The organism is Faucicola mancuniensis (genome assembly GCF_046523945.1).
Lineage (GTDB): Bacteria > Pseudomonadota > Gammaproteobacteria > Pseudomonadales > Moraxellaceae > Faucicola > Faucicola mancuniensis.
Map to the genome: position 1 here is coordinate 2,432,638 of NZ_CP171363.1, position 24,097 is coordinate 2,456,734.

Here is a 24,097-nt window from a genome sequence, read left to right on the forward strand (position 1 = left end):
TCCTTGTTAAAAAACATTTAAAAAAAATTAAAGAAAAATTGGTTAATTTGGTTTTATTGCTCGCATTTCAAACGGCAAATAAATGTGAAAAACCGTTTGCCCTTTTTTTGAGGAAACCTTGATTAGCCCTTGATGACGTTGAATAATATCTTGCACCAACGCAAGCCCAAGCCCTGTGCCATTGGCTCGCCCCGTTACCAACGGATAAAAAATCTGTGGCAACAACGCCTTATCAATCCCCATGCCGTTATCAATCACGCTCACTCGCATCACGCTTTTGTGGCGAATCTCGCCAATGGTGAACTGATACTCAATGCGAGTTTGCACACTGATGATCGGATTGTCCACCATCGCTTCATTTTGAGCGTTAAATAAGGCCTGCACCGCATTGTTAATCAGATTAAAAAAAACTTGTATCAACTGGTCTTTATCCGCAGTGATTTCGGGCAATGACAAATCATAATCTTTCACAAAATCAACCGCTTGGTGCTGATTGGCAAGTAACATCAAAACCTGCTCAATCGGCTCATGAATGTTCACTTGTTGCCAATTTGGTAATTTTGGCGTGCCTAATAATTGGCTTACCAATTCGCTTAAACGTTTGGTTTCACTGCTGATAATATTAAGATAATTTTCAATCTTTTCTAACTGTGGTTTTACAATCGGATTATCATCTATTTTTACCAATTTTGGCAAATGGCGTTGTAACAACTGGGTCGCCCCCAAAATCCCCGCCAACGGATTTTTGACTTCGTGTGCCATATTGCGTATCATTTGGCGAGTAACGGCGTGTTGGGCTTGTTGCTGTTGCTCTTGTTGAATCAGCGTTTGGCGGTCTTTCGCCCACAGCTCAATCATATAAAAAAACCTGCCATCTATCTCCATCGGCGACACACCATAATCCATCAACACCGCATGATAAATACCTTGAACCAACACATCATGTTGAATAAAGGCTTGGTATAATTGTTTAGCATGGATTAATTGATTTGAAAATTTTTGTTGAAAATTGTCGTCATCATCAACCGCTTTTAAAATATGAAAAATTGATGACTGCAAAATCTGACTTTGTCCTGAGGATAACACTTGCTCACTGGTCGCATTGCTAAAACAAATGTTAAACGTATCATCAAGAATAATAACACCTGTCAAAAGTTGATTAATAAACGAATTTTTGTTAAATTGCTCGGCAAAATTTGGCACAATACTTGGCATAATATTTGACGTAGTATTAGACATAATTATCCAACAAAAAATGATAAATCGTGCTTTACAATTTAGCACATTTTGCAAATAAATCAAGCCAACTTTTCGCCCATTCATAAATTTTTGCCTTTGACAATAAAATGGTTTTATAAATTGTGAAAAAAGGTTAGAATAGTCGGTTTAGCAAGGTTTTTTGCCAATTTTACAAAATTATTTAAGAAGTACAAGCTATGTCAAACCAGCCACAAGTTTTTATTCCACCCCCAAAAAACGAACCTTATCACCACCAAGCCAACCACAACGAAAACCGTTCAGTTAGCCAAACCGCAAGCCAAATCGGTGATTTACCAAAAAGCAAGCAAGCCCCAAAAATCGGTTTTGTATCGCTCGGTTGTCCAAAAGCGTTGGTAGATAGTGAACGCATTATCACCGAACTTACTCGTGATGGCTACCAAGTCGCCAATGACTATGATGGTGCGGATTTGGTCGTGGTGAACACTTGTGGATTTATTGAATCTGCGGTGCAAGAAAGCCTAGATGCGATTGGCGAAGCGATTACCAAAAACGGCAAAGTCATCGTAACAGGCTGTCTTGGTAAAGATGCCGAAAAAATCAAAACCATGCACCCTGCTGTGCTTGCGGTTACAGGCGCTCATGCGTATGATGATGTCATCAATGCCGTCAGCCACCATGTGCCAAAACCGCAAAAACCCAAAAATTACGACCCAAAAATTGACTTAATCAATGACGCAGGCATTAAACTGACACCAAAACATTACGCCTATGTCAAAATCTCTGAAGGCTGTAATCATCGCTGTACGTTCTGTATTATTCCGAGCTTGCGTGGCGACTTGGTTAGCCGTCCGATTGATGACGTGATGAAAGAAGCGTCCGCCCTTGCCAAAGCAGGTGTAAAAGAATTGTTGATTATTTCGCAAGATACGTCTGCGTATGGCGTTGATTTAAAATATAAAATGACGTTTTGGGACGGAATGCCTTTAAAATCAAAATTTTATGATATGTGCGAAGCGTTAAATCGTCTTGGCATTTGGGTGCGTTTGCATTACATTTATCCATATCCGCACGTTGATGACGTGGTAAAACTGATGTCAGAAGACAAACTTTTGCCGTATCTTGACATTCCGTTCCAACACGCAAGCCCAAGTGTGCTAAAAGCGATGAAACGCCCTGCACACAGTGAAAATGTGCTAGAACGCATTAAATTATGGCGCGAAATTTGCCCTGAAATTGTTATTCGCTCAGCTTTTGTTGTTGGATTTCCAGGGGAAACCGAAGAAGATTTTGAATATTTGCTTGATTGGCTTAAAGAAGCACGCCTTGACCGAGTTGGCTGTTTTACCTATTCGGAAATTGAAGGGGCAGTTGCCAATGACTTGCCAAATCCTGTGCCAGAAGACGTTAAACAACAGCGTTATGAGCGTTTAATGGCGTTGCAACAACAAATTTCTGCTGAAAAATTGCAAGAAAAAGTCGGCAAAACCTTAAAAGTATTGGTTGATGAAATAGATACCGAAGAAAATATTGCGATTTGCCGTAGTTATGCCGATGCCCCAGAAATTGACGGTCATGTCTATGTTGATAATATTGATAGTAGCGTAAAAGTGGGTGAATTTTTAACCGTTACCATTGATGAAGCAAGTGAATATGATTTATTCGCAAGTTTTAAGGTTTAAGTGATGGAAAAAACAGCCTTACTAATTATAGATGTATAAAATGCGTTATTAGATTGAAACCCTTACAACGCAGAAGTTATGATGTCCGCTATACAAACTTTATTACAAACGGCTCGGCAAAATCAGCAAGAAGTGACTTTTGTGCGACATCAATCAGACAATGAGCCGTTAAAACCAGACTCGCAAGGCTGGCAGAACGTAAAACTTGCTCATGCTTATCAATATTTGAATATGGATTTGGAGTCAAATTGTAAAGACGGTGATTATTAAATTTTTTTGTTATTTGTTATATACTAATTTTTAAAAGGAATAATAATGACAACGTTAATGTTAAATGAAAATGGGACAGTGCCATTCTCTGCCAGTCTTTTGGAATTATTAGGCTGGAAAACAGGGAATCGACTAGAACTTAAAGCGAATAAAAACACGGTTACTTTGATAAATTAGTCACCTATGGCACAACCTATGACAGATTTTGAGCAGGAAGTCGAAGAAAGTTTTGGTATAGTAACCATATTTATCCGACAATAGAAATGACAAAACCACATTAATGTTCAACTTTTGTCATACATGTATTTAGCACCTTTTTTATCAAACCTATTATCAAAAAAAATCCTGCCAAATTGACAGGATTTTTTTATGACTTTATGCAAATTAAGCCAATTGAGCAACCTTGATTTCATCAGGGTTAATCGTATTTGCTTCTTCTAAATACGCTGTCATACGGTCAAAATTCATGTATTTGTAAATTTCTGCCGACATACTATTTAGTTTACCTGCGTATTGTTGGTATTCTTCGTTGGTTGGCAATTTACCCAATACAGATGCAACCGCTGCAAGTTCCGCAGAAGCCAAGTACACATTTGCACCTTGACCTAGACGGTTCGGGAAGTTACGAGTTGAAGTAGAAACCGCTGTTGATTTTGGTGCGATACGAGCTTGGTTACCCATACATAGTGAACAACCCGGCATTTCCGTTCTTGCCCCTGCTTGTGCAAATACGTTGTACAAGCCTTCGTCCATCAATTGACGTTCGTCCATTTTGGTCGGTGGTGCAATCCATAGACGAGTTGTCAAGCTACCTGCAGGTACTTCTGTCAATAGGTTCGCCGCCGCACGGAAATGTCCGATGTTAGTCATACATGAACCGATGAATACTTCATCAATCTTGTCGCCTGCTACGTCTGCCAAGGTTTTGGCATCGTCTGGATCATTTGGACAGCATAAAATTGGCTCTTTAATCGCACTCATGTCAATGGTAATGTCAGCTGCGTATTCCGCATCAGCGTCCGCACGCAGTAGGTTTGGTTTTGCCAACCAGTTTTCCATGCCTTTGATACGGCGTGCCAAGGTACGTGCATCGCCATAGCCTTCAGCAATCATCCATTTTAACAAGGTGATATTAGAAGTTAAGTATTCTTTAACAGATTCCTCAGATAAAGTAATCGTACAACCTGCAGCCGAACGCTCTGCTGACGCATCAGACAATTCAAACGCTTGTTCAACGGTTAAATCTTCCAAGCCTTCAATCTCTAAAATACGACCGTTAAAGACGTTTTTCTTACCTGCTTTTTCAACAGTCAAAAGACCTTCTTTAATCGCTTGTAGCGGAATTGCATGAACCAAATCACGCAAGGTAATGCCCGGTTGCATCTCACCCACGAAACGCACACGCACAGATTCTGGCATATCTAACGGCATAACGCCTGTCGCTGCAGCGAATGCCACTAGACCAGAACCTGCAGGGAACGAAATACCCATAGGGAAACGAGTGTGCGAGTCGCCACCTGTACCAACAGTATCAGGCAATAGCATACGGTTCAACCATGAGTGGATAATACCGTCCCCCGGACGAAGTGAGACACCGCCACGATTCATGATAAAGTCAGGTAGTGTGTGCTGAGTTTCTACGTCAATTGGTTTTGGATACGCAGCGGTATGACAGAAAGACTGCATAACTAAATCAGCCGAGAAACCTAAACACGCCAAATCTTTTAACTCATCACGAGTCATCGGGCCTGTGGTATCTTGTGAGCCGACCGTTGTCATTTTTGGTTCGCAGTATGCACCTGGGCGAACGCCTTTGCCTTCTGGCAAGCCACACGCACGACCAACCATTTTTTGAGCTAAAGTAAAGCCTTTGCCTGTGTCTGCAGGTTGTTCTGGTTGTGCGAATACGTCTGATTGACCTAAGCCAAGATATTCACGAGCTTTATTTGTCAAACCACGACCGATAATTAGCGGAATTCGACCACCTGCACGCACTTCGTCAAGTAGCGTTGGTGATTTTAATTCAAACGTTGATAACACTTCGTCAGAGTCGTGTTTAGTGATTTTACCATCATGTGGGTAAATATCAAACACATCGCCCATATTTAGCTTGCTTACATCAACTTCAATCGGCAATGCACCTGCATCTTCCATTGTGTTAAAGAAAATCGGTGCGATTTTACCGCCTAAGCATAGACCGCCTGCACGTTTGTTTGGCACGCCTTTAATGTCATCGCCCATTAGCCACAATACTGAGTTTGTCGCTGATTTACGGCTTGAGCCTGTACCGACAACATCACCAACATACGCCAATTGAATGCCGTCTTTCTTCATTTCTTCAATTTGTTTCATTGGTCCAATCACGCCGTCTTGGTCTGGATTGATACCATCACGAGCATTTTTTAACATTGCCAAAGCGTGTAGTGGAATATCTGGACGGCTCCAAGCATCTTGTGCTGGCGATAGGTCGTCTGTATTGGTTTCGCCTGTTACTTTGAACGTTTTGTAAGTGGCTTTTTTAGGCACTTCTGGACGGCTTGTAAACCATTCTGCATTCGCCCAAGATTGAATGACATCTTTGGCAACTTCGTTACCTGCGTCTGCTTTATCCGTTACATCATGGAACGCATCAAATACAAGTAGCGTGTGTTTTAACGCTTCACCTGCATCTTTTGCCAATTCTTTGTCGTCCAATGCGTCAATTAACGGCTGAACGTTGTAACCGCCTTGCATTTGACCCAATAATTCAATCGCTTTTTGTTTGCTAACCAGTGGTGAAGTCGCTTCACCTTTAACAATGGCTGCCAAAAATCCTGCTTTAACATATGCCGCTTGGTCCACCCCCGGTGGGATACGATTTTCTAATAAATCAACCAAAAACGCCTCTTCACCTGCAGGTGGATTTTTTAACAAATCAACCAAACCTGCAACTTGATTTTCGTTTAGTGGCTGTGGCACAACGCCTTGAGCCTCACGCTCGGCAACGTGTTTACGATAGTCTTCTAACATCGACATAAAATCGTCCTCTTTATCATGATTTGGCATAATACTTGGGTGGCAAATAGTTAAATAGTTATATGCGACCTCATATTATGCGTGGGGTTAAAGCTAAGAACCTGTATTCACAACATTACGCAGTAAAATTTTACAGATTTTTAACAAAAATTTGTTTGCTTTTGCATGAAAAATGGCTAAATCTTGCTTTTCTTTGTCAAAAACTTGCCTGATAGAATGACTATCAGTCTGCGTTTTTTCCTTGAAAAGCTGGCGATTTATCTCATTTTTCATTGCAAAAACGTTGTAAATACAGGTTCTAAAAATTAAGTGTAATGATACGTTAAAACGCCAAAAAAGTTAATGTAAAAAATGTAATTTTCGGCATATAGCCATTATTTATTAAATAAATGACAAAATAGCTTAGCCAAATATATTACCCAAAAATCTTACTATTGTCTATCTTTACACCCTAAAATATTCAAAAATCTGTATCAAATCATTGCCAAATAGATAAAAAATTAAAAATTTACTGCTTTTTCTGTTATACTATGACGATTTTAAATTGATAAAAATAAGGACACACCCATGACGCAAACCGTCCAAACACATACGCCAAACACATCACCAACCGCTATCCCACCTATGGCTAAACCCAAACGCCCAGAAGTCGGCGAAAAACTGCGTGGTCATGACAAAGTGGCTCGTATTCCTGTCAAAATCATTCCAACGGTAGAAGCCCCAAAAAAACCTGACTGGATTCGTGTCAAACTTGCCAATCCGTCCGAAGTCGCCCAACTCAAAGACACCATGCGTAGCAAAAAACTCTACACCGTCTGCGAAGAAGCGGCTTGTCCGAACCTGCCAGAATGCTGGAGCGATGGCACGGCAACCTTTATGATTATGGGCGATATTTGTACTCGCCGTTGTCCGTTTTGTGATGTGGCACATGGTCGCCCAAATCAGCTTGATAAAGACGAACCACGCAACACCGCCGAAACCATTGTCAATATGAACCTAAAATATGCTGTCATCACATCGGTCGATAGAGATGACTTGAAAGATGGCGGTGCGGGGCATTTTGCCGAAGTGATTCGTGAAACTCGTGCATTGTCACCAAACTGTTTGATTGAAATCTTAGTGCCTGACTTTCGTGGACGTGAGCAAATCGCACTTGATACCTTGGTAAAAGACAATCCAGACGTGTTTAACCACAATATTGAAACTGTGCAACGCCTTTATAAAGCGTTCCGTCCCGGCTCTGATTATCAACATTCGTTAAGTTTGTTAAAAGACTATAAAGCTCGCCGTCCAGACATTGCGACCAAATGCGGATTTATGGTGGGTCTTGGCGAAACGGAAGAAGAAGTTTATGCTTTGCTTGATGATTTAAAGGCTCATGATGTGAACATTATCACCATTGGACAATATTTACAGCCAAGCAAATCACACGCCCCTGTAGACCGTTTTGTTCACCCTGACGAATTTGACCGCTATATGGAATACGGCAAAAAATTGGGGTTTTTTAGTATTTGGGCGGGTCCTATGGTGCGTTCAAGCTATTTTGCGGACAGGCAATATTATGGCGAGCCTTGTCCAAAACCTGTGCGTGGTAAAAACCCAATTTCCGAAGCTGATTTAAAAGCAGGGCAACTCAAAAAAGGTGGTTGTTAATTTAACCGTCTGTTTTTAAACGTTTTTTAAATAGGCAAATGTATAGTCATTTAAAATAAAAATGAGACAAGGCGACAATGTCCGCAGTGTACAAGTAGTACATAAGGGCGTTGGCAACGCAGTATCATTGCAATTTTAATTGACTATAACAACCGAAAGGCTTGCTTAATCACAGGCAAGTCCACCATTTCGCCATCAATAGCAAAAGCAAAACTGCCTGTTTGTTGGTAATAATCCACCACTCTTTTGGCAAAAATAAGCTGTTTTTCGCTGATTTTTGCCAATTCATTGACAATGGCAACTTGATTTGGGTGAATACAAAACATCGCTGAAAAGCCCAAATTTTGCCAAAAAATCACTCTTTGCCGTATCAAATCTTTGTCATGAAAATTGGCAAAAACGCCTTCTATCGGTGCTTGCAAATTATTGATTTTACTGTGAATTGATAACTGATAACGCAATTGATTTAACAGCATTTCTCCTGACGTACTGTTGGCGACCACGTTTAACTGTTCACAAATATCCAAAAAACCAAAACTCAACGCTTGTAATCCTTGAGCGGTGGCGATATTGGCAATGTTTGCCATGCCTTGAGCATTTTCAATCAAGCCAATGATGGGTTTGTTTAATGCAAAAAATACTGTTTGAATATCATCTACCGATTGCACTTTTGGCAGTACAATCCCTGAAATTTTGTCAAAATAAGTTGTGTTTTTTAGGCGTTGTAATTGCCCGTTGTCGTTGTTAAAAAATTCACTCTGTACCGCATTGATGCGTAGCCAAATCGGTGGATTGTTGTCAATTTTTAAATAATCAACAATATTTTGCCAAGATTGTTGTTTTTGTAGGTCGCTAACGCCATCTTCCACATCAACAATCACCGCATCAGCCCCTTTGTCAAAGGCTTTGGCAACTCGTTCAATGTGGGTAGCAGGGACAAATAAATAACTGGTTGGGGCAAGCGTATGAGTTGGCATTTGACACCTAAATTTTAAAAAATGTGAAAAACTTTTGATTATTTTAGCCAATTGCCATGGTTTTTAACAGTACGATTTTTTAAAAATATTTGTATAAATTTTGATTGGCAAAATGAAATTTAGTGGTGTTTGTTAAACCAATTTGTAGTAAAATGGGCGTTCATCTTATTTTATCCGTTTTTTTAAGGTATTTTTATGAAAATTACAACACTTGTTATCGCCATGACATTGGGCTGTGTGTCATCTGTGGCATTTGCCGAAGATATTCAAAACAGTGCCAAAAAATCCAATTTACAAGTTGGTATAGGCGGTATCGTGGGCGATAAAGGCTTTCGCAATTATGATACGGACAGCATGTTAATCCCTGCGGTAAGCTATGACAATGGCAAGGTGTTTTTTCGTGACAATCAGTTGGGTATGAATGTGATTAAAGATTCTCAACAAAATTTAAAGGTATTATAGGGTAACAGCTGAAGAGTCCGCCAAATCTGGCATTGACGCATACAGCCCATCATCAAGCGTTCAACCGTTTGTCAGTGTACCTGCGTTTTATCGTGTCAATCCAAAGGTAAATTTGTTTGCAATTCCAAGCGTCACTTATTATGCTGATGAAATTTATAATAACCCAAAAGTAGACAGCCGAACGTCTTGGGGTGTGGCATTGGGTGCAAATTATGCATTTGATTTTTAAGAAAAAAACAAACAAAAATACACTATCATTTTTAATCCAATATTGTTCAAAAAACCATGACTGCTTATATTTTAGACACCGAAGCCCACGATATTATCAATCCACACGCTACCGAAATCGCCTATATCAAAGTTGGTTTTGTGGAAGAGATGTTGATTTACCTTGAACCAAAAGCCTTTGAACAACGCTACAATCCTGAACAAAAAATCAGTCTTGGCAGTCAAGCCATCACACGAATTTTTGATGACGATGTCGCAGACCAGCCAGTTCATACGACTTTTGAATTGCCAAATGACTGTGCGTATTTGATTGGGCATAACATTGACTTTGATTGTGAAGTGCTAAAAAATGCCGAATGCGATGTCAGTTCTATCAAAAAAATCTGCACGTTGGCACTGTCTCGCTATTGTTATCCAGATATTGACAGCCATACGCTTGGGGCGATGTTATGCTATTTGCACAGCGATATTGCCAAAAAAAATCTCAAACACGCACATGGTGCAAAATATGACATTTGGTTTACCTTTTTGATTTTAAAAACCATGTGCGAAAAATTACACATTACCGATTTGCCAACGCTGTATGACATGAGTGAAAAAGCTCGTAAACCTACACATTTGAACTTTGGCAAATACAAAGGCACAGCGATTGCCGATTTGCCTGATGATTATGTGCAATGGTTACTCAAACAACCCGAACTAGACCCCTATTTAAAACTGGCACTCACACAATGATAAGCAACCGTCATGTCAAATTTTATTTTTTTACCCAGCCCTAGCCCATTCACCGTCTTGCAAACCATCAGCCACACTGCCATGACAGCACAAAATCTGTATGGCGATTTTAATTTGGGCTTGCACGTTTTGGACGAGCCAATAAACGTTCATCAAAACCGTATGACATTGCTAAACTCATTGAAAACTACTTACCCACAGTTAAACAGCATTCATTGGCTTAACCAAGTTCATGGCAACGAAATATACGACAATCAAGGCAAATTGTTAGCAATACCCATCAATGCCGATGCCCAAATCACCACACAAAAACACACGGCATTGGCGATTATGACGGCAGACTGCGTGCCTGTGATGATTGCTGATGGGGCTGGGTGTGTGGTTGGGGCGGTTCACGCAGGTTGGCAAGGGCTTGCCAAAGATATCATTCGCTTGACCGTCAAAAAAATGCAACAGCAGTCCGATAATGTAAGCGTTTTTTGTGCGTGGGTGGGTGCGTGTATCGCTCAATGCAATTACGAAGTTGACGAAAAAGTCAAAACAGCCGTGTTAGCAACGCTTGATTTAACAGTACAAAATGATGAATCATTGATAAATCGTTTGTTTATTCGCACAACGGACGGACATTATTTGGCAAATTTGGCAAAAATTGCCGAATTACAGTTAAATGCGTGTGGCATTCATCAGGTATATCAAAGCCAACTTGACAGTTATGCTGATGATAGACTGTATTCTTATCGTTTGCAAAGCCAAAAAAAATACGTTGCCACAGGTCGTATGGCAACGTTGATTTTTATCAATCAATAATTTTGTAAAACTTTGTCAATCATTGCAAAATTTTGACATAAGACTGTGCTCTCAATTCTTGCAGCCAGTCTTCCAATGCCTGTGGTGCTAGGCGTTGATACAATACTTCACGAGCCACATTACGGCGGTAAGTATCGGTAACATCTTGCTTGCGTTTGGCATCTACTTTTAGAATATGCCAGCCAAACTGAGTTTGAAATGGGATAGAAAAATCATTGGCTTCGGTCTTTTTCATCATCGCTTCAAACGCAGGCACCATCTCGCCTTCACTCACCCAGCCCAGCGAACCGCCATTGCTCGCACTGCCATCTTTTGAGTAAGTCGCTGCCAATGTCGCAAAGTCTGCACCTTTTAATAATTGTTGATAAATTGCTTCAATTTGTTGTTTGGCGAGCTCTGCTGACACAGTGGTTGATGGGCTAATCAAAATATGACGGGTTTGCCATTGGTCAATGATGTGTTGTCCGCCGTCTTTTTTATCCAACAATTTGACAACATCAACGCCTTGCTCGGTCAAAAGCGGTTTGCTAACTTGTCCAATATTTAGACTGGTAATATGCTGTGCAATATCTGTTGGCAACTCTTTCACTGTATGATAACCGACATCGCCGCCTTGAATTTGGGTGGTGTAGCCTTTTTGGGCGTTTGCCACGATTTGCTCAACATTGGCATTTTCCGCTTGTAAGGCTTGGGCAATTTTTTCGGCAACCGTCATCGCAGACTGTTTTTGACGTTCAGTTGGTGTCTCGCCTGCCTTACTGGTAAAAGGCACACGAATGTGTAATGGGCGATATTGACTTTGCTCTAAGGCACTGCTCTCTGGTGATTTTAAAAAGGCATCAACATCTTGTTCGCTAATTTTGACACGGCGTGCGATTTGTTGCTGTTGCAAAGTCTGAATGGCTAAATCTTCGCTCACTTGTTGGCGTAATGCTTTGTATGAACCTGCTTTTTCGCTATCTAACTTTTGTTGAAATGCAGTCAAACTGCTCATACCGTTTTGTTTGGCAATATGACTTAAAGCCACATTTAACTCATTTTCACTGACCGAAAATCCTTGTTTTTTGATTAAATCCAACTGAATTTGTCGGCTAATCATTTGATTTAACACTTGCGAATACATCTGATTGGCTGGCGGAATGGCTTTGTTTTCAGCTTTGAGCTGACTTGCCACCATTGCCACCGCATTGTCAAGCTCGCTGTTTAAAATCGCTGTGTCATTCACCACGGCAATCACGCCATCAAGCGTTTTGTCAGTCGCTTTCACCACTTGTTTATCAGTGGTTTGGTCGCTGTTGATGGTTTCTGCCATCGCATTTTGGCTTGCCAAAGCAAAGACAGACAACATCGCAACGTACAAAAATTGTTGGTTAAAAATACGCATATATTTTTCCTTTTGTAAAATTCATATGAAATATAAATTAAAATAAATTAAAAATTGTTAAGTTGATTAACACCCAGCACCCTATCACCAATCAAACTTGCCAATCTGCCTTGGCGTTTGTTAAATGCACTGTTTAGGCTTAACTCTGCTATGATGGCTTTGTTGGGTTTGTCATCAAATTCGTTATAATAACTGCGACCATAGACCGAAAAACCATAACAACAGCTATCATAAGTAAAACCTGCCAACACATCGCTATAACGGTTTTTTAGGTTGTCATATTGCACCGCCCCCAAAAAGCCCCAGTTTTGGCTAATCGGAAAAATCGCTGATGCAGTGGTCGCAGATAGTTCTCGTTGCCCAAAGTCTTGTGCTTTACGCTTTATCACGCCCACATTGTACAAGGCATTGTTATTGGGTTGGTAACGCAATTGGGCATTATAATAATTCAGACCGCCATTGTCATTGACTGCACCGTCCAAATCCACCCAAAAATCTTGATAAGGCTGTGAGCTTAACTGAAGCACCGTCCCCGAACTATCAAGCGTCATTGGACTGGTATTATTTAACCCAACTTTAATATCACTTAAATAAAACTGCTGACCAATACTTGCATCAAGACGTGTCAAACCTGATGCATCAATATAGCGATAATTGATTGATGGCGTTAAGTGATTGTTGTCCGCCAAACGGTCATAACCCAAAAACCACGAATTTTCATACAATTGTGGAAAGTTCAAAGATGCCAAACGAGTGTTAAAATTTGGCACATCGCTTTGGTCTTTAAAGGGTGAATACACATATTTTAAACGGGGTGAAATCAGTTGATACCCCCCCCATTTTTGGTCAAATTTGCCAAATGGCGAACCTGCTTTATAAAAAATTAGACCTGTATCAAGGCTAAACTCTGGCACAAAAACTGATTGGCTTTTGTTTTCATCAGTGTAGTTATTGGCAATCGTTGTTTCTTCATCAAACTGAGTATAAAGGTGCTGAAGGCTTGCCGTTGGGGTGATATAGCCCCATCTACGCTTGATAGGATAAGACGCACTTAACTTGTTATACAGTCTGCCACCGCTTTGCTCTGGTGCAGAATTGTCATCAATGGGGCGTTTAAAATACGCAAAATCACTCACCCCTGTGATATACACATTCTCATTTTCAAAATAAGGCAAACGATAGTTCAACGACAACTGTGGCAAACGTTGGTACGGTTTGTCTTTATCCAAAACAGTGTCTTTGTCTACCGTTTGAAAAGTTTCCACTTTGGCGGACGCTGTCAAATAATCGTTAAAATAATCGGCTTGGATACGGCGTGGCAAGTTTAAATGATTGTTTTCAAGCCCCAAAGTATCAAAATCATCAAAATACGCTGGGTCTGATACATACTGGTACAAGGCGTGAGCGGTTAAATTGGGAATAGTTTTTGATTGCCAAAAATGGTTATATAACACATGAGAGCGGTCTTCATTTTGGTATTCCTTATCACTTGGCAAATACGAAGCAATGACTTCCCCTGCCCCAAAATCTTTTGTCAAATAACGAAAATCGCCTGTAAGCATGGGATTTCTGGTGCTAAAAATCGTTGGCGTTAATGTCAAGTCATAATTGGGGGCAAGGTTAAAATAATAAGGCGTTTCTACACGCAAACCGCCGTCATTACTAAACCCTGCTTTTGGCACTAAAAAACCACTGGCACGTCTGTCATCAACAGGAAAATTAAAATATGGCAAATAAAAAATGGGCTTATCTTTGATTTTAAAGGTAGCATTATAAACTTCGCCACGCCCTGTTTCGGTGTTAATATCTAAGTTTTTGGCATTGATTTGCCATGTTGGATTTTCTGGAGCACAGGTGGTAAACATGACATCATCAATTTCGTAATGGCTGTTATCCACTTTGTTCAACTGTTTGGCATAGCCATGAGCCTGCATTGGCACGCTGGCAAAGGCGACATCTTTGGCGGTAGCTTTGGTAGAGTTGGTTTGGTAAGCGATTTCATCAGCAACGCTAATCAGCCCTTGTGAATTTAACGATGAGCCTTTCTCCGTACTGACCATATTTTCAGCATTATTGCCACTGTTTTCACCCGAATCCATCACCATCACATTGCCATGAGCGACCGCTACATTGTCTTTTAAATTTATGGTAACTTTATCAGCGTTAATCTGCTGATCACCTTGATTTACCTGAACATTTCCCGCCAATTCAGCATAATCTTCGCTGTCATAATAGCCATAATCGGCTTCGGCATACAAAGGAAAATCGCTGTTTTGGGCATTTGGATTTTGACTTATCGCATTATCGGTGGTGGTATTACGTTGTTTTAGCGTACTTGTTGTCGTTGGATACACCCATTGACCATAGCACACAGGAGCTTTAGGCTGTTTGCCAAGTAGATTATCAGCAAAGTTTTGCGTGATATTTTTAAACTTTTGTTCGTTCGTTAAGGATTCTGCTGTGTTATCAGTTTTTGGCGTGGCTTGATAATATTGTTTTAAGCGTTGCAAATTGGCTTGTTGAATATCCGTTGGGGCAAAATTTGGGCGTGCGTCGTCCGTTTTTGTTACCGTTTCAACGTCAATCGTTTGAATACTTTCGTCATTTTCATTAACGAGCATTGACGAATTTTGCACAGAACTATCCGCCAACAAAGCGGTAGGATTTTGGTTTTCCAATGACTCAATACCATCATCAGCCCATGCAGTCTGCGAGATCATGCCTGCTGTGGTTAATAAACCCAAAACCGACAAAGCATAAGCACGATGCAACGCCAAACTCAATACCGAGCGTTTTGGCAACTGTTGGAAAGAAGATGAGGTTTGACCAGTCATAGCAAAATTCATAAATTTAAATAAAAGATAAATGTGTATTTTATACAAACATCAAATAAAACGCTTGCATAATATCATTAGCCGTCAAATTATACTATCTTTTAACCAAAAATTAACGGTAAATTTGCAAAAAATACCAATTTTTTGTCGTTTTTAGCAAATAAATATCAATTAGTATAATTAATTTTCACATTTGCCGAAATTTGCTTGAGAAAAATAGCAAATTTGGTTAGCATAATCAAGTTTTTTAGAACTTGTATTCATAACGTTTTTGACAAAAAAGCAAACAAATATTCATCAAATATTGATAAGATTTTAATGCGGAATGTTATGAATACAGGTTCTCAATCATTTTTAAAACAATTTAAATAAACAAAAGTTGAAAAATATGCAAAACCAACGAGATACCGACCTACACGCATGGCTTAGCCAAATTTTTGCCGACCAACATTTTGAACATCACCGTTTGGCAGGTGATGCGAGCTTTCGCAGTTATCACCGTTTGACCGTAGATAATGAAAAATATATCGTCATGGACGCACCGCCCGCCAAAGAAAGTGTGAAAGAATTTATCGCTGTGGATACGCTGATGGCGGATTTTGTTCATGTGCCAAAACTTGTCGCCGTTAATGAGACGCAAGGTTTTATCGTGCTTGAAGACTTGGGGGCGACTGATTTTGCCGATAAAATCGGAGTTGATACGACAACGACCGAAAATCTGTATCAAAAAGCCATGCAAACGATTTTAAAAATCCAACAAATTCCGCTAGAAAATGCCAAAAATTTACAAAATCATGTTTTACCAAATTATGATGAAACGCTGTTAAAACGTGAAATGGCGTTGTTTGATGAATGGTTTTTGCCGTATATTAACGTAACATTGGACGAAAAAAGTCAACAGCTTTGGCAAAATGTACAAAATACAATTGTAGAGCAAGTTACCAATCATCAGCAAGTCGTAGTACATCGTGATTTTCACAGTCGTAATTTAATGATTGTGAATAATGACTTAACTCAAGATTTAGGCGTAATTGACTTTCAAGATGCGGTAATCGGTAGTTATACTTATGATTTAGCGTCTTTGTTGCGTGATGCGTATATTAATTTTGATGAAAATTGGGTTAATGAAAAATTAACAAAATTTTATGAATTAGCCAACATTGACGTTGATTTTAATCAGTTTAAAACTGATTTTAATGTGATGAGTATGCAACGCCATTTGAAAGTTTTGGGGATTTTTGTGCGATTATTTCAACGTGATGGCAAAAACCGTTATTTAGCCAATTTACCAAAAGTTTTTGCTGATTTGTTATTTTCTTTAGAAAATTTAACCAATAATAATGTAGATTTTAATAATTTTTATCAATGGTTAAATGATGAAGTTATGCCAAAATGTAAAGATATTCTTTAATTTTATTTTAGATAATGTCAAAATTTAAGTTTTTAACCGTAGATTGAGTAGAAGTATGATACCCAACAAATTTTTAAAATAAAACTTATCACATTGACATTATTTTTTTTCAAAAAATTGTTTTTAAAGGTAAAAAATGTCAAAAATCACCCAAGCCATGATTTTATCCGCAGGCAAAGGTACTCGCCTACGCCCTTTAACGCTCACCACGCCAAAACCGCTCGTTGAAGTTGGTGGTAAACCCTTGATTGTATGGCATATTTTGGCATTAAAACAAGCAGGGATTAGCGATATTGTCATCAATGTATCTTGGCTTGCCGACAAACTTGTGGAAGCGTTGAGCGATGGCAGTCAGTTTGGTGTCAATTTAAAAATCTCTCGTGAAGATGGCGAACCGCTAGAAACCGCAGGCGGTATTAAAAAAGCGTTGAGCGAAAATTTTCTCAAAAATGAACCGTTTATTTTGGTGAATGGCGATGTGTGGACACCGTTTGATTTTGCCAAATTGGTGAATTTTGACTTAGGCGATAAGCTCGCTCATTTATTTTTAACCGATAAAGCCACGCACAATCCAAATGGCGATTTTGCATTAATTGACAATTTTATCAAAACTGACGGCTCGCCAAAATACACCTTTGCAGGGATTAGCGTTTTATCGCCAAAATTGCTAGATAGCGTTGCGGTTGGTGATATTGCTCCGCTTGCACCGCTGTTAAAACAAGCGATGATAAATGAACAAATCACAGGCGAATTGCTCGCTGATGATTGGGTTGATGTTGGCACGGTGGAGCGATTAAATAACTTAAATCAAAAATTGGCTTGATTGTTAACAAGCCGATTTTTGATAGGTTGATTTTGTATAAAACGTCAGTTTATTTTCCAAACACCAACTCATACACATCACGATAAACATAAGTATCAAACAAAGTTCGCCCAATACTACGGTTAGCATTGTTTTGCGGATTTTGGTCTGGCTCTTTGCCAATCGCTACCAAGTTTTTGACGGCTTCGCTATGTTGTTGCAAAAATTGATTAAATTCTTGTGCGGTCATCAATTTATCCGTTTTGTATTGGTCAAATTGTTTTAACGCTTCATCAAATTTATCTTTTTCTTCAGTGCCTTCTGCGTTAGCAACGTCATCGGTACTGGCAACCGCCATATCATCGCTGTTTGCCATTTGCATATTCATCAGATGAACAATCGCAACCGCCTGATTCTGAATCTGCCGTTTTTGGATGTGGCAATTCTGACAACGTTTTTTCCAAACGAGATGACGAACCATACGCCAAATCATCGGTATCAAATACATCACCAATGATAGACTTGGTGCTATAAGATGAATTTTTTAAAAATAGTAATTCATAGCCTTTTTGCTTGTCGGCTTGGGTCAAAGGTAAGTTTTGATAATCGCTATCATTGGATACCGCCACTTCAAGCAAGGCGGTTTGTTTTAACAACGGCAATAATTTTTTGATGTCAATTTTTTTAAAGGCGACATTGGTTGATTTATCCGTCGGTTCGCTGTCCTTATTCAAACTGTCTTTGTTTAGATAATCGCTATAGTCAATCGCCACATAACGCCCTGTGTAAGCTGGGTCAATCATATAGTCAGCAAAAGTGGGAAAAAATTGTCAATAAAAAACTGTTTACTACTTTATGCTAAATTTTAACAAAATACAAGTGTTTACATTGTGAAAAAATGATGAAAAATTTTTCAAAAATCTGTTAAGATAAGCGATTGTATTGATATCCCTTGATTTTAACCATAAATGAATAAAAAAATCATGACAAATTTAACTTTATCCCAAGATTTACACGATTTATTAACCCAATTTTTAAGCCAATCTATTCCACAACCGATAACGCTTGACCCAAAAGTTTTGGCGTATCGTTGGCATTCTAATAGCCGAACTGGTAGCGGTGAACTTGTGCCTTTAACGGTGGATTTGCGTTTGACATTGGACGATTTGTACGGCATTGATGTGCAAAAAAATAAGCTAATGCAAAATACTCGGCAATATTTGGCAAACTTGCCTGCCAATCATGTGCTGATGACAGGCACTCGTGGGGCGGGCAAGTCGTCTTTAATCAGGGCGTTGTTAAACGAATTTAAAGATGACGGATTGCGGATTATTGAAGTGGCTCGTGATGATTTGGTGATGTTAGAACCCATTCGCCAAGCGGTGCGTGAATTGAATGAACGACTGCCCAATCATGGTTGTCATTATGTCATTTATTGCGATGATTTGGCGTTTAATGGGCAAGATGAAAATTACCGCACGTTAAAGTCTATTTTGGACGGTGCATTGGACAGCGAACAGGATAAACTGCTCGTGTATGCGACAAGTAACCGCCGTCATCTGCTACCGCAACTGATGAAGGACAATGTGAGCATTTATAATGGGCAGACCGATGAAGTCAATCCGTATGAAACGATTGATGAAACGGTGTCTTTGTCTGACCGTTTTGGGTTGTGGCTGGCGTTTCATCCGATGACACAAGATGTGTATTTGCAGATTTGTGCACATTATTTGGCACAGGCGGATTTGGCATTTGATGATGAAGCAAGGGCGACTGCGTTACGCTTTGCCAGTGAAAGGGGCGGACGGTCTGGGCGTGTCGCCTATCAATTTAGCCGTTCGTTTATTGGTATGAAAGGTTTAGCAAAATAATTTAAAGGATAAAATATGACAACGATTACTTTATCAGAAACAGGCACATTACAACTACCGCCTAACATTATGCAACTATTTGGCTTAACCAAAGGCACAGAATTTGAAGTCATTGCGTCAAAAAAAGGTATTACGTTGGAATCAAAATCCCAAGAGCAACAAACCGCAGAATATTTAGCTTATAAACGTCAAAGAATTAAAGCTGTGTCAGGCATGGTTACAGTTACACCGCCTAAAGATTTTAATTTATTTGAATTTGATGTTGCCGACCATATCACCTTATTTGATGAGGATTAAGCCATGAATGCCCTCGACACCAACATTCTTGTTCGGCTTTTTATCAACGACCCAACCGACAAAGAAGCCCAAGCCCAACGCCTAATCGCTGAAGAGCTTTTTTTACAGCCCAGTTTTATTGCTTTAACTGTAATCCTTGAATTTGTTTGGGTAATAAGTAAAGGTTATTTGTTGCCAAGAGCAGGTGTGGTAGAAATTTTGCAAAATCTTTGCGATTTACCTGATATTTTTATTGAAGATATAGAAATGGTAAAAATTGCCACCAGTTTATATGCTCAAGGAATGGATTTTACCGATGCGATACACTTGTTAAAAACCCAACATTGCGACAATTTTTATACCTTTGATAAGAAATTTATTAAAAAGTCAAAAACGCTTTCACTACACCTAACTGCAAAAGAACCAACATAAAAGACAACTAAAAAATGTACACACCCCAAGACCAACTGACCGAACTTGTCCGCCGATTAGAAGAAAAAAACCACATTTTTTCGGCTGACCCCTTACTTATCACCGAAAAACTGCAAAACGAACCGAGCGACCCACTTACCAAGCTTCGCCACCGAGCCACTCGCATAGACAGCGATGGCAAACTCGCCCACCTGCTTGCCACCATTGACAGCCGTATCAACGGCACGATTTGGGGCGGTACACTGCTGTGGTTTGTGTTGGGCTTTATCGGCTTGTTCGGTATCATGCAAGCCCATGTCGTGAACTTTTTTTATGTGTTGGCAAGTTTGCTTGGATTTCATACCTTGATGTTACTGGTTTGGCTGATATTTTTATTGTTTTCGCCAAAAAACAAACCCAGTCTGTTCGGTTCACTGTTTAGCCCAGCCACGCTAATGCGTGGCAAAGACCCTGTTACCCAAACGGCGGTAGAAGTGTACCAAGAACAGCTCAATCACACAGGCACAAAGTGGTTTATCAGCCGAATTAGCCACCAATTTTGGCTCGCAAGCCTATGCGGAATGCTCGTTTCGCTGATTTTATTATTGCTTGTCAAAAACTATAATTTTGTTTGGGAATCCACGCTTTTACAAAACTCAACCGTTGTTGAACTCGTTAAAATTATGGCTTGGTTGCCAAATCTTGTCGGCTTTCCCACACCGACCGCCCAAGACATCATCACCGCCCAAACCCACACCGACATCACACCGCAAATGGTTGCCTTTCGTTGGGCGATGTTACTTATCGGTAGTTTGCTGATGTACGGCATTGTGCCACGCCTTGTCGCTTGGTTGTTTTGTCTTGTCATGGTAAATTCTAGCCGAATGAAATTGGATATCAAACAACCTTATTACCAAAAAATTATCGACTTTTGGCAACGAAAAGTCATCGACCCAGACGATAGCCCCACCGAATTAAAACCTGTCGCTCCCACCGCCCAAATCAGCCAAGCCAAAAAATTGGTCGTACTGCTAGAATATCCGTATGCCGATGAACATTGGTATCAGTTTGCAGTCGGTCATGCTTTTGATAAAAACAGCATTGAGTATATGGGCGTGATTGACGACAGGGACGATATGGCAAAATTGCAAACGTATTTGGCGGATAATGCGGTTCAAGTATTGGTCGGTATTCCACCGCAAGCCTTGCCAGACCGTGGCACAATGCGAAAATTAGACACGATTGCAAGTCATGCCAAAGGTGGTTTAATTGTGCAATTATTGGATTTTAAACAAGACTTTTTGCCTACACCTGCCGAATTAGCTCAGTTTAAATCTCGTAGAGAACAATGGGAAAATGCGTTAGCAGAACGGCAAATTGCATTGGTAAGAATTTAAAAAACAACGATTTAGGAAAAATTATGAAAACTTATAACGATGTTACCAATTTTATTGGCGACAAAGTTCCGCAATTATCGCTTGCCGAACAAATCAACTTTGTTCAAAAGTTAATTTATCAATTTGTTAAAGATTTACCAAATGATTGGGTAGACGGTGAATTGGACAGCGAAAAGCCATTTTACAAAACTATTTTTGACGAAATTATCAATCAAAGTTGGCAAGATGATGTCATTGAACAACAATTATCCGACCTTGATAATTTGATGTGGGATATGGGCGAAGATTATCCGCATTGCACTAGCGAAGCGATTTTGTTGTTAATGGAGTTGTTGGATAATTGGTTAGTGTTAAGCAAAATTGAACAAAAGTCGGAAGATTCAGATAATATGACTTTGCAATCGGCGGTGAGTTTTTTGAATTATTTTGATTTATTGGTTGATGAAGAAACTGGTGAATTGGCAGATAATGATGATTGGTTGCAGTATTCGCAGACCAAACAAGGGTTTGATTTGTTAAAATCAGCGTTAAATAGTTGATATTTTTATAAGTTTGTATGTTGATTAATGGGTCGCTAAAATGACAAAAATATTCATCAAGTTATTGTATTTTATCAGTTTTTCTTTGCTATCTGTGTTGAGTTATGCCGATTTAAACTGTGCTAACAATATTGATGCAAAAGACGATAAACAATGGATTTTGTCTAATATGTGTCATTATGACCATGTTGTATTGGCAAATATTGGCATTGGTAAATTAGAAAAACTGTATAATCCAATGAGATTGTTTAATCAAACGAATGCTTTTCGTTATCAAATGCAAATTCTTGATATTTATAAATCAAAAAACCCATCAACCAAAATGCAACTGAGCAATATTTCCTGTATCACGCAAAACTTAGAAACATCAAAACCTACTGCAAATAATCTAACAGGAACAAGGATTATTGCATTTAATGATTTTGATGATTGTGCTTATGTTGATATAGGTGTTTACCCCAAAGCTGACTTTAACTTAATCAACTTTACGCAAAATTTGTCAAAAAATTTTTAAATTTAATCTTAATACTTAATCAGGTTGTTAAAAATGAACGAAAACAATAAAAATATTGACGTGTATCAAACCGTCAATCCAACAAAACCCCCTATTGATGTGGATTTTGATAATAATTTTGACAATAAAACACTTGTTGTTAAAAATCAAAACGACATAACCATAGGTGAACCAAATAAAGAATTAACAGAAACATCGAATCAAAACTTTAACCGCAAAGTCAGCATTGGCGAAAACGAACCGCTCAAACTTGCCGTTGTCGGACACACCAACACAGGTAAAACGTCCATCTTACGAACGCTACTGCGTGACGTGTATTTTGGCGAAGTCAAAAACGCCCCCGCCACCACTCGCCATGTGGAAAAAGCCATTATCAGTGATAGCCAAACGGGTCAAAATCTAGTCGCATTATACGACACGCCAGGACTTGAAGATGCCACAGGATTGATGGACTGGCTAGAAGACAACACCGCAAGTCGCCGTGATGGTATAGAACGCTTGCAACAGTTTTTGGCAAGCGAGCCTGCTCAAAACGACTACAGCCAAGAAGCCAAAGTCATTCGCCAACTACTCGCAAGCGACATCGCCATTTATGTAGTGGACGCTCGTGAGCCTGTGCTTGGCAAATACAAGGACGAATTAACCGTCTTGTCGTGGTCTGCCGTTCCTGTCATGCCTGTGTTTAACTTTAGCCATGACAAAGACAGCCAAATTGCCGATTGGCAAACCATGCTCGCTAGACGCAATTTGCACGTTTCTACTCGCTTTGACTCGGTGGCATTTGAATTTGATGATGAGATGAAACTTTGGCAAAACCTTGCAACCATGCTTATTCAGCCCGATATGTTAAATCAGTTAATGGCTCGCAGAACAGAAGATTGGGCGACTTTGTATGAAGAATCCAATATCAAAATCGCTCATTTTTTGCTCAATGTCGCAAGTTTTGTAGAAACCATTCATGAAGACGACGACCCATTGCCGACTTTAACCAAAATGCAAGAAAAAGTACGACAAGCCGAACGCAGTTTGCAAGATGACTTGTTAAATTTGTACAAATTTTATGACAACACAGTCGCCACCACACCGCTTGAGCTGACCGAATATCGGCGAGACCCATTTGACAGCGAGTTATTAGCAAGTTATGGCTTGCGAACAGGTGGCGGGGCTGCGGCAGGTGCGTTGATTGGCTTAGGTATTGATGCGATGTCGCTTGGTACAACGCTTGGGCTTGGTACGGCGATTGGAGGCTTGCTTGGCGGTGTGGCTGGCAATACAGGGGCGATTGCCGATAAAATCAACGGTGTCAAACGCTTGTACATTGACCCTGCCACGCTTGCATTATTGGCAACAAGGGCGACTGATTTGCTTATGACTTTGCGACATCGTGGACACGCCAATGTGGAAAAAGTGGTAAAAAATACCACGCAAGCCATGCCGATTTTTTCGGCGGATAAATTGCCTGATATGCTCAAAAAAGCGCGTGGCAAACCGCAATGGTCATCGCTGAATGACGGTAAACTTGCTAAAAGTGCGTATGATTTGCGAGATGAAACGGCTTGGCAATTGGCGGATAAATTAATCAAATTGCAAACAAAATTTGAATAATAAAAA

23 protein-coding genes are annotated in these 24,097 nt (G+C 39.8%); 16 read left to right on the forward strand and 7 right to left on the reverse strand.

Features of this window, described 5'->3' with window-relative positions; translation table 11 throughout:
- Positions 1-42 precede the first annotated feature (42 nt).
- Positions 43-1,239, reverse strand: coding sequence for a two-component system sensor histidine kinase NtrB (locus ACGTJS_RS12070; protein WP_410472259.1), 1,197 nt, complete (start codon positions 1,237-1,239; stop codon positions 43-45).
- A gap of 197 nt (positions 1,240-1,436) precedes the next feature.
- On the opposite strand from ACGTJS_RS12070, the gene rimO reads away from it, so the two are divergent.
- Together rimO and ACGTJS_RS12080 are read left to right on the forward strand one after the other, a co-directional pair.
- Positions 1,437-2,900 carry a 30S ribosomal protein S12 methylthiotransferase RimO gene (gene rimO / locus ACGTJS_RS12075; RefSeq protein ID WP_315042855.1) on the forward strand — a complete coding sequence of 488 codons (1,464 nt, stop codon included), beginning with the start codon at positions 1,437-1,439 and terminating at the stop codon, positions 2,898-2,900.
- Positions 2,901-2,981: 81 nt separating this feature from the next.
- Positions 2,982-3,170 (forward strand): hypothetical protein, encoded by a 189-nt coding sequence (locus ACGTJS_RS12080; RefSeq protein ID WP_410472260.1) that lies wholly within the window; start codon positions 2,982-2,984, stop codon positions 3,168-3,170.
- A 384-nt stretch (positions 3,171-3,554) separates the two neighbouring features.
- On the opposite strand, the gene acnB is transcribed toward ACGTJS_RS12080, so the two are convergent.
- On the reverse strand, positions 3,555-6,179 hold the full coding sequence (acnB, locus tag ACGTJS_RS12085; RefSeq protein ID WP_410473270.1) for a bifunctional aconitate hydratase 2/2-methylisocitrate dehydratase: 2,625 nt from the start codon (positions 6,177-6,179) through the stop codon (positions 3,555-3,557).
- A 630-nt stretch (positions 6,180-6,809) separates the two neighbouring features.
- Between acnB and lipA the strand changes: the two genes are divergently transcribed.
- Positions 6,810-7,838 carry a lipoyl synthase gene (gene lipA, locus ACGTJS_RS12090; protein WP_410473271.1) on the forward strand — a complete coding sequence of 343 codons (1,029 nt, stop codon included), beginning with the start codon at positions 6,810-6,812 and terminating at the stop codon, positions 7,836-7,838.
- A 143-nt stretch (positions 7,839-7,981) separates the two neighbouring features.
- Here lipA and ACGTJS_RS12095 read toward each other — a convergent pair whose 3' ends face one another.
- Entirely contained in the window at positions 7,982-8,815 is an 834-nt protein-coding gene (locus ACGTJS_RS12095) for an HpcH/HpaI aldolase/citrate lyase family protein (protein ID WP_410472261.1), read from the reverse strand.
- A gap of 195 nt (positions 8,816-9,010) precedes the next feature.
- Here ACGTJS_RS12095 and ACGTJS_RS12100 point away from each other — a divergent pair, with 195 nt between their 5' ends.
- From ACGTJS_RS12100 to pgeF, 4 genes are read left to right on the forward strand one after another with little or no spacing between them, the layout of a single operon-like run.
- Complete coding sequence (locus ACGTJS_RS12100) at positions 9,011-9,277, forward strand: hypothetical protein (RefSeq protein WP_410472262.1); 267 nt, start codon at positions 9,011-9,013, stop codon at positions 9,275-9,277.
- A gap of 31 nt (positions 9,278-9,308) precedes the next feature.
- Positions 9,309-9,506: a MipA/OmpV family protein gene (locus ACGTJS_RS12105; protein ID WP_410473272.1), complete on the forward strand. Its 198-nt coding sequence runs from the start codon at positions 9,309-9,311 to the stop codon at positions 9,504-9,506.
- A gap of 56 nt (positions 9,507-9,562) precedes the next feature.
- Positions 9,563-10,240: a putative quorum-sensing-regulated virulence factor gene (locus ACGTJS_RS12110; RefSeq protein ID WP_410472263.1), complete on the forward strand. Its 678-nt coding sequence runs from the start codon at positions 9,563-9,565 to the stop codon at positions 10,238-10,240.
- A 12-nt stretch (positions 10,241-10,252) separates the two neighbouring features.
- Positions 10,253-11,047 (forward strand): peptidoglycan editing factor PgeF, encoded by a 795-nt coding sequence (gene pgeF / locus ACGTJS_RS12115; protein WP_410472264.1) that lies wholly within the window; start codon positions 10,253-10,255, stop codon positions 11,045-11,047.
- Between the two features lie 19 nt (positions 11,048-11,066).
- On the opposite strand, the gene ACGTJS_RS12120 is transcribed toward pgeF, so the two are convergent.
- Both ACGTJS_RS12120 and ACGTJS_RS12125 read right to left on the reverse strand, forming a co-directional pair.
- A complete protein-coding gene (locus ACGTJS_RS12120; protein WP_410472265.1) occupies positions 11,067-12,431 on the reverse strand; it encodes a peptidylprolyl isomerase in 1,365 nt (454 codons plus the stop codon).
- Between the two features lie 47 nt (positions 12,432-12,478).
- A complete protein-coding gene (locus ACGTJS_RS12125; protein ID WP_410472266.1) occupies positions 12,479-15,265 on the reverse strand; it encodes an LPS-assembly protein LptD in 2,787 nt (928 codons plus the stop codon).
- A gap of 388 nt (positions 15,266-15,653) precedes the next feature.
- Here ACGTJS_RS12125 and ACGTJS_RS12130 point away from each other — a divergent pair, with 388 nt between their 5' ends.
- Together ACGTJS_RS12130 and murU are read left to right on the forward strand one after the other, a co-directional pair.
- On the forward strand, positions 15,654-16,676 hold the full coding sequence (locus tag ACGTJS_RS12130; RefSeq protein ID WP_410472267.1) for an aminoglycoside phosphotransferase family protein: 1,023 nt from the start codon (positions 15,654-15,656) through the stop codon (positions 16,674-16,676).
- A gap of 136 nt (positions 16,677-16,812) precedes the next feature.
- Positions 16,813-17,499, forward strand: coding sequence for an N-acetylmuramate alpha-1-phosphate uridylyltransferase MurU (gene murU, locus ACGTJS_RS12135; protein ID WP_315041635.1), 687 nt, complete (start codon positions 16,813-16,815; stop codon positions 17,497-17,499).
- A 49-nt stretch (positions 17,500-17,548) separates the two neighbouring features.
- Here the strand turns inward: murU and ACGTJS_RS12140 are convergent, their stop codons facing one another.
- Positions 17,549-17,854 carry a hypothetical protein gene (locus ACGTJS_RS12140; protein ID WP_315041633.1) on the reverse strand — a complete coding sequence of 102 codons (306 nt, stop codon included), beginning with the start codon at positions 17,852-17,854 and terminating at the stop codon, positions 17,549-17,551.
- Complete coding sequence (locus tag ACGTJS_RS12145) at positions 17,838-18,281, reverse strand: hypothetical protein (protein WP_410472268.1); 444 nt, start codon at positions 18,279-18,281, stop codon at positions 17,838-17,840. Before ACGTJS_RS12145 ends, ACGTJS_RS12140 begins: the two co-directional genes overlap by 17 nt.
- Before the next feature lie 180 nt (positions 18,282-18,461).
- Here ACGTJS_RS12145 and ACGTJS_RS12150 point away from each other — a divergent pair, with 180 nt between their 5' ends.
- From ACGTJS_RS12150 to ACGTJS_RS12180, 7 genes are read left to right on the forward strand one after another with little or no spacing between them, the layout of a single operon-like run.
- Positions 18,462-19,349 (forward strand): ATP-binding protein, encoded by an 888-nt coding sequence (locus ACGTJS_RS12150; protein ID WP_410472269.1) that lies wholly within the window; start codon positions 18,462-18,464, stop codon positions 19,347-19,349.
- A 15-nt stretch (positions 19,350-19,364) separates the two neighbouring features.
- A complete protein-coding gene (locus tag ACGTJS_RS12155) occupies positions 19,365-19,646 on the forward strand; it encodes a hypothetical protein (protein WP_315041629.1) in 282 nt (93 codons plus the stop codon).
- Positions 19,647-19,649: 3 nt separating this feature from the next.
- Entirely contained in the window at positions 19,650-20,057 is a 408-nt protein-coding gene (locus tag ACGTJS_RS12160) for a type II toxin-antitoxin system VapC family toxin (protein ID WP_410472270.1), read from the forward strand.
- Positions 20,058-20,071: 14 nt separating this feature from the next.
- Positions 20,072-21,433 (forward strand): DUF2868 domain-containing protein, encoded by a 1,362-nt coding sequence (locus ACGTJS_RS12165; protein WP_315041624.1) that lies wholly within the window; start codon positions 20,072-20,074, stop codon positions 21,431-21,433.
- Positions 21,434-21,456: 23 nt separating this feature from the next.
- The gene (locus ACGTJS_RS12170; protein WP_410472271.1) at positions 21,457-21,972 is read left to right on the forward strand and encodes a hypothetical protein; all 516 of its coding nucleotides are present in this window, start codon (positions 21,457-21,459) and stop codon (positions 21,970-21,972) included.
- A gap of 40 nt (positions 21,973-22,012) precedes the next feature.
- Complete coding sequence (locus ACGTJS_RS12175) at positions 22,013-22,486, forward strand: hypothetical protein (protein ID WP_410472272.1); 474 nt, start codon at positions 22,013-22,015, stop codon at positions 22,484-22,486.
- 33 nt (positions 22,487-22,519) lie between these two features.
- Positions 22,520-24,091, forward strand: a complete 1,572-nt coding sequence (locus ACGTJS_RS12180) for a DUF3482 domain-containing protein (RefSeq protein WP_410472273.1) — start codon at positions 22,520-22,522, stop codon at positions 24,089-24,091.
- Positions 24,092-24,097: the final 6 nt, after the last annotated feature.

Excerpts from the sequence above, each read along its gene's own strand:
- ACGTJS_RS12110 (WP_410472263.1), top strand. The coding sequence starts at position 9,563 with ATGACTGCTTATATTTTAGACACCGAAGCCCACGATATTATCAATCCA.
- ACGTJS_RS12100 (WP_410472262.1), top strand. The coding sequence starts at position 9,011 with ATGAAAATTACAACACTTGTTATCGCCATGACATTGGGCTGTGTGTCA.
- ACGTJS_RS12120 (WP_410472265.1), bottom strand. The coding sequence starts at position 12,431 with ATGCGTATTTTTAACCAACAATTTTTGTACGTTGCGATGTTGTCTGTC.
- acnB (WP_410473270.1), bottom strand. The coding sequence starts at position 6,179 with ATGTTAGAAGACTATCGTAAACACGTTGCCGAGCGTGAGGCTCAAGGC.
- ACGTJS_RS12080 (WP_410472260.1), top strand. The coding sequence starts at position 2,982 with ATGTCCGCTATACAAACTTTATTACAAACGGCTCGGCAAAATCAGCAA.
- ACGTJS_RS12165 (WP_315041624.1), top strand. The coding sequence starts at position 20,072 with ATGTACACACCCCAAGACCAACTGACCGAACTTGTCCGCCGATTAGAA.
- ACGTJS_RS12170 (WP_410472271.1), top strand. The coding sequence starts at position 21,457 with ATGAAAACTTATAACGATGTTACCAATTTTATTGGCGACAAAGTTCCG.
- ACGTJS_RS12175 (WP_410472272.1), top strand. The coding sequence starts at position 22,013 with ATGACAAAAATATTCATCAAGTTATTGTATTTTATCAGTTTTTCTTTG.
- ACGTJS_RS12145 (WP_410472268.1), bottom strand. The coding sequence starts at position 18,281 with ATGATTGACCCAGCTTACACAGGGCGTTATGTGGCGATTGACTATAGC.
- rimO (WP_315042855.1), top strand. The coding sequence starts at position 1,437 with ATGTCAAACCAGCCACAAGTTTTTATTCCACCCCCAAAAAACGAACCT.
- ACGTJS_RS12130 (WP_410472267.1), top strand. The coding sequence starts at position 15,654 with ATGCAAAACCAACGAGATACCGACCTACACGCATGGCTTAGCCAAATT.
- ACGTJS_RS12180 (WP_410472273.1), top strand. The coding sequence starts at position 22,520 with ATGAACGAAAACAATAAAAATATTGACGTGTATCAAACCGTCAATCCA.
- ACGTJS_RS12140 (WP_315041633.1), bottom strand. The coding sequence starts at position 17,854 with ATGGCAAACAGCGATGATATGGCGGTTGCCAGTACCGATGACGTTGCT.
- murU (WP_315041635.1), top strand. The coding sequence starts at position 16,813 with ATGTCAAAAATCACCCAAGCCATGATTTTATCCGCAGGCAAAGGTACT.
- ACGTJS_RS12125 (WP_410472266.1), bottom strand. The coding sequence starts at position 15,265 with ATGACTGGTCAAACCTCATCTTCTTTCCAACAGTTGCCAAAACGCTCG.
- ACGTJS_RS12160 (WP_410472270.1), top strand. The coding sequence starts at position 19,650 with ATGAATGCCCTCGACACCAACATTCTTGTTCGGCTTTTTATCAACGAC.
- lipA (WP_410473271.1), top strand. The coding sequence starts at position 6,810 with ATGGCTAAACCCAAACGCCCAGAAGTCGGCGAAAAACTGCGTGGTCAT.
- ACGTJS_RS12150 (WP_410472269.1), top strand. The coding sequence starts at position 18,462 with ATGACAAATTTAACTTTATCCCAAGATTTACACGATTTATTAACCCAA.
- pgeF (WP_410472264.1), top strand. The coding sequence starts at position 10,253 with ATGTCAAATTTTATTTTTTTACCCAGCCCTAGCCCATTCACCGTCTTG.
- ACGTJS_RS12070 (WP_410472259.1), bottom strand. The coding sequence starts at position 1,239 with ATGTCTAATACTACGTCAAATATTATGCCAAGTATTGTGCCAAATTTT.
- ACGTJS_RS12155 (WP_315041629.1), top strand. The coding sequence starts at position 19,365 with ATGACAACGATTACTTTATCAGAAACAGGCACATTACAACTACCGCCT.
- ACGTJS_RS12095 (WP_410472261.1), bottom strand. The coding sequence starts at position 8,815 with ATGCCAACTCATACGCTTGCCCCAACCAGTTATTTATTTGTCCCTGCT.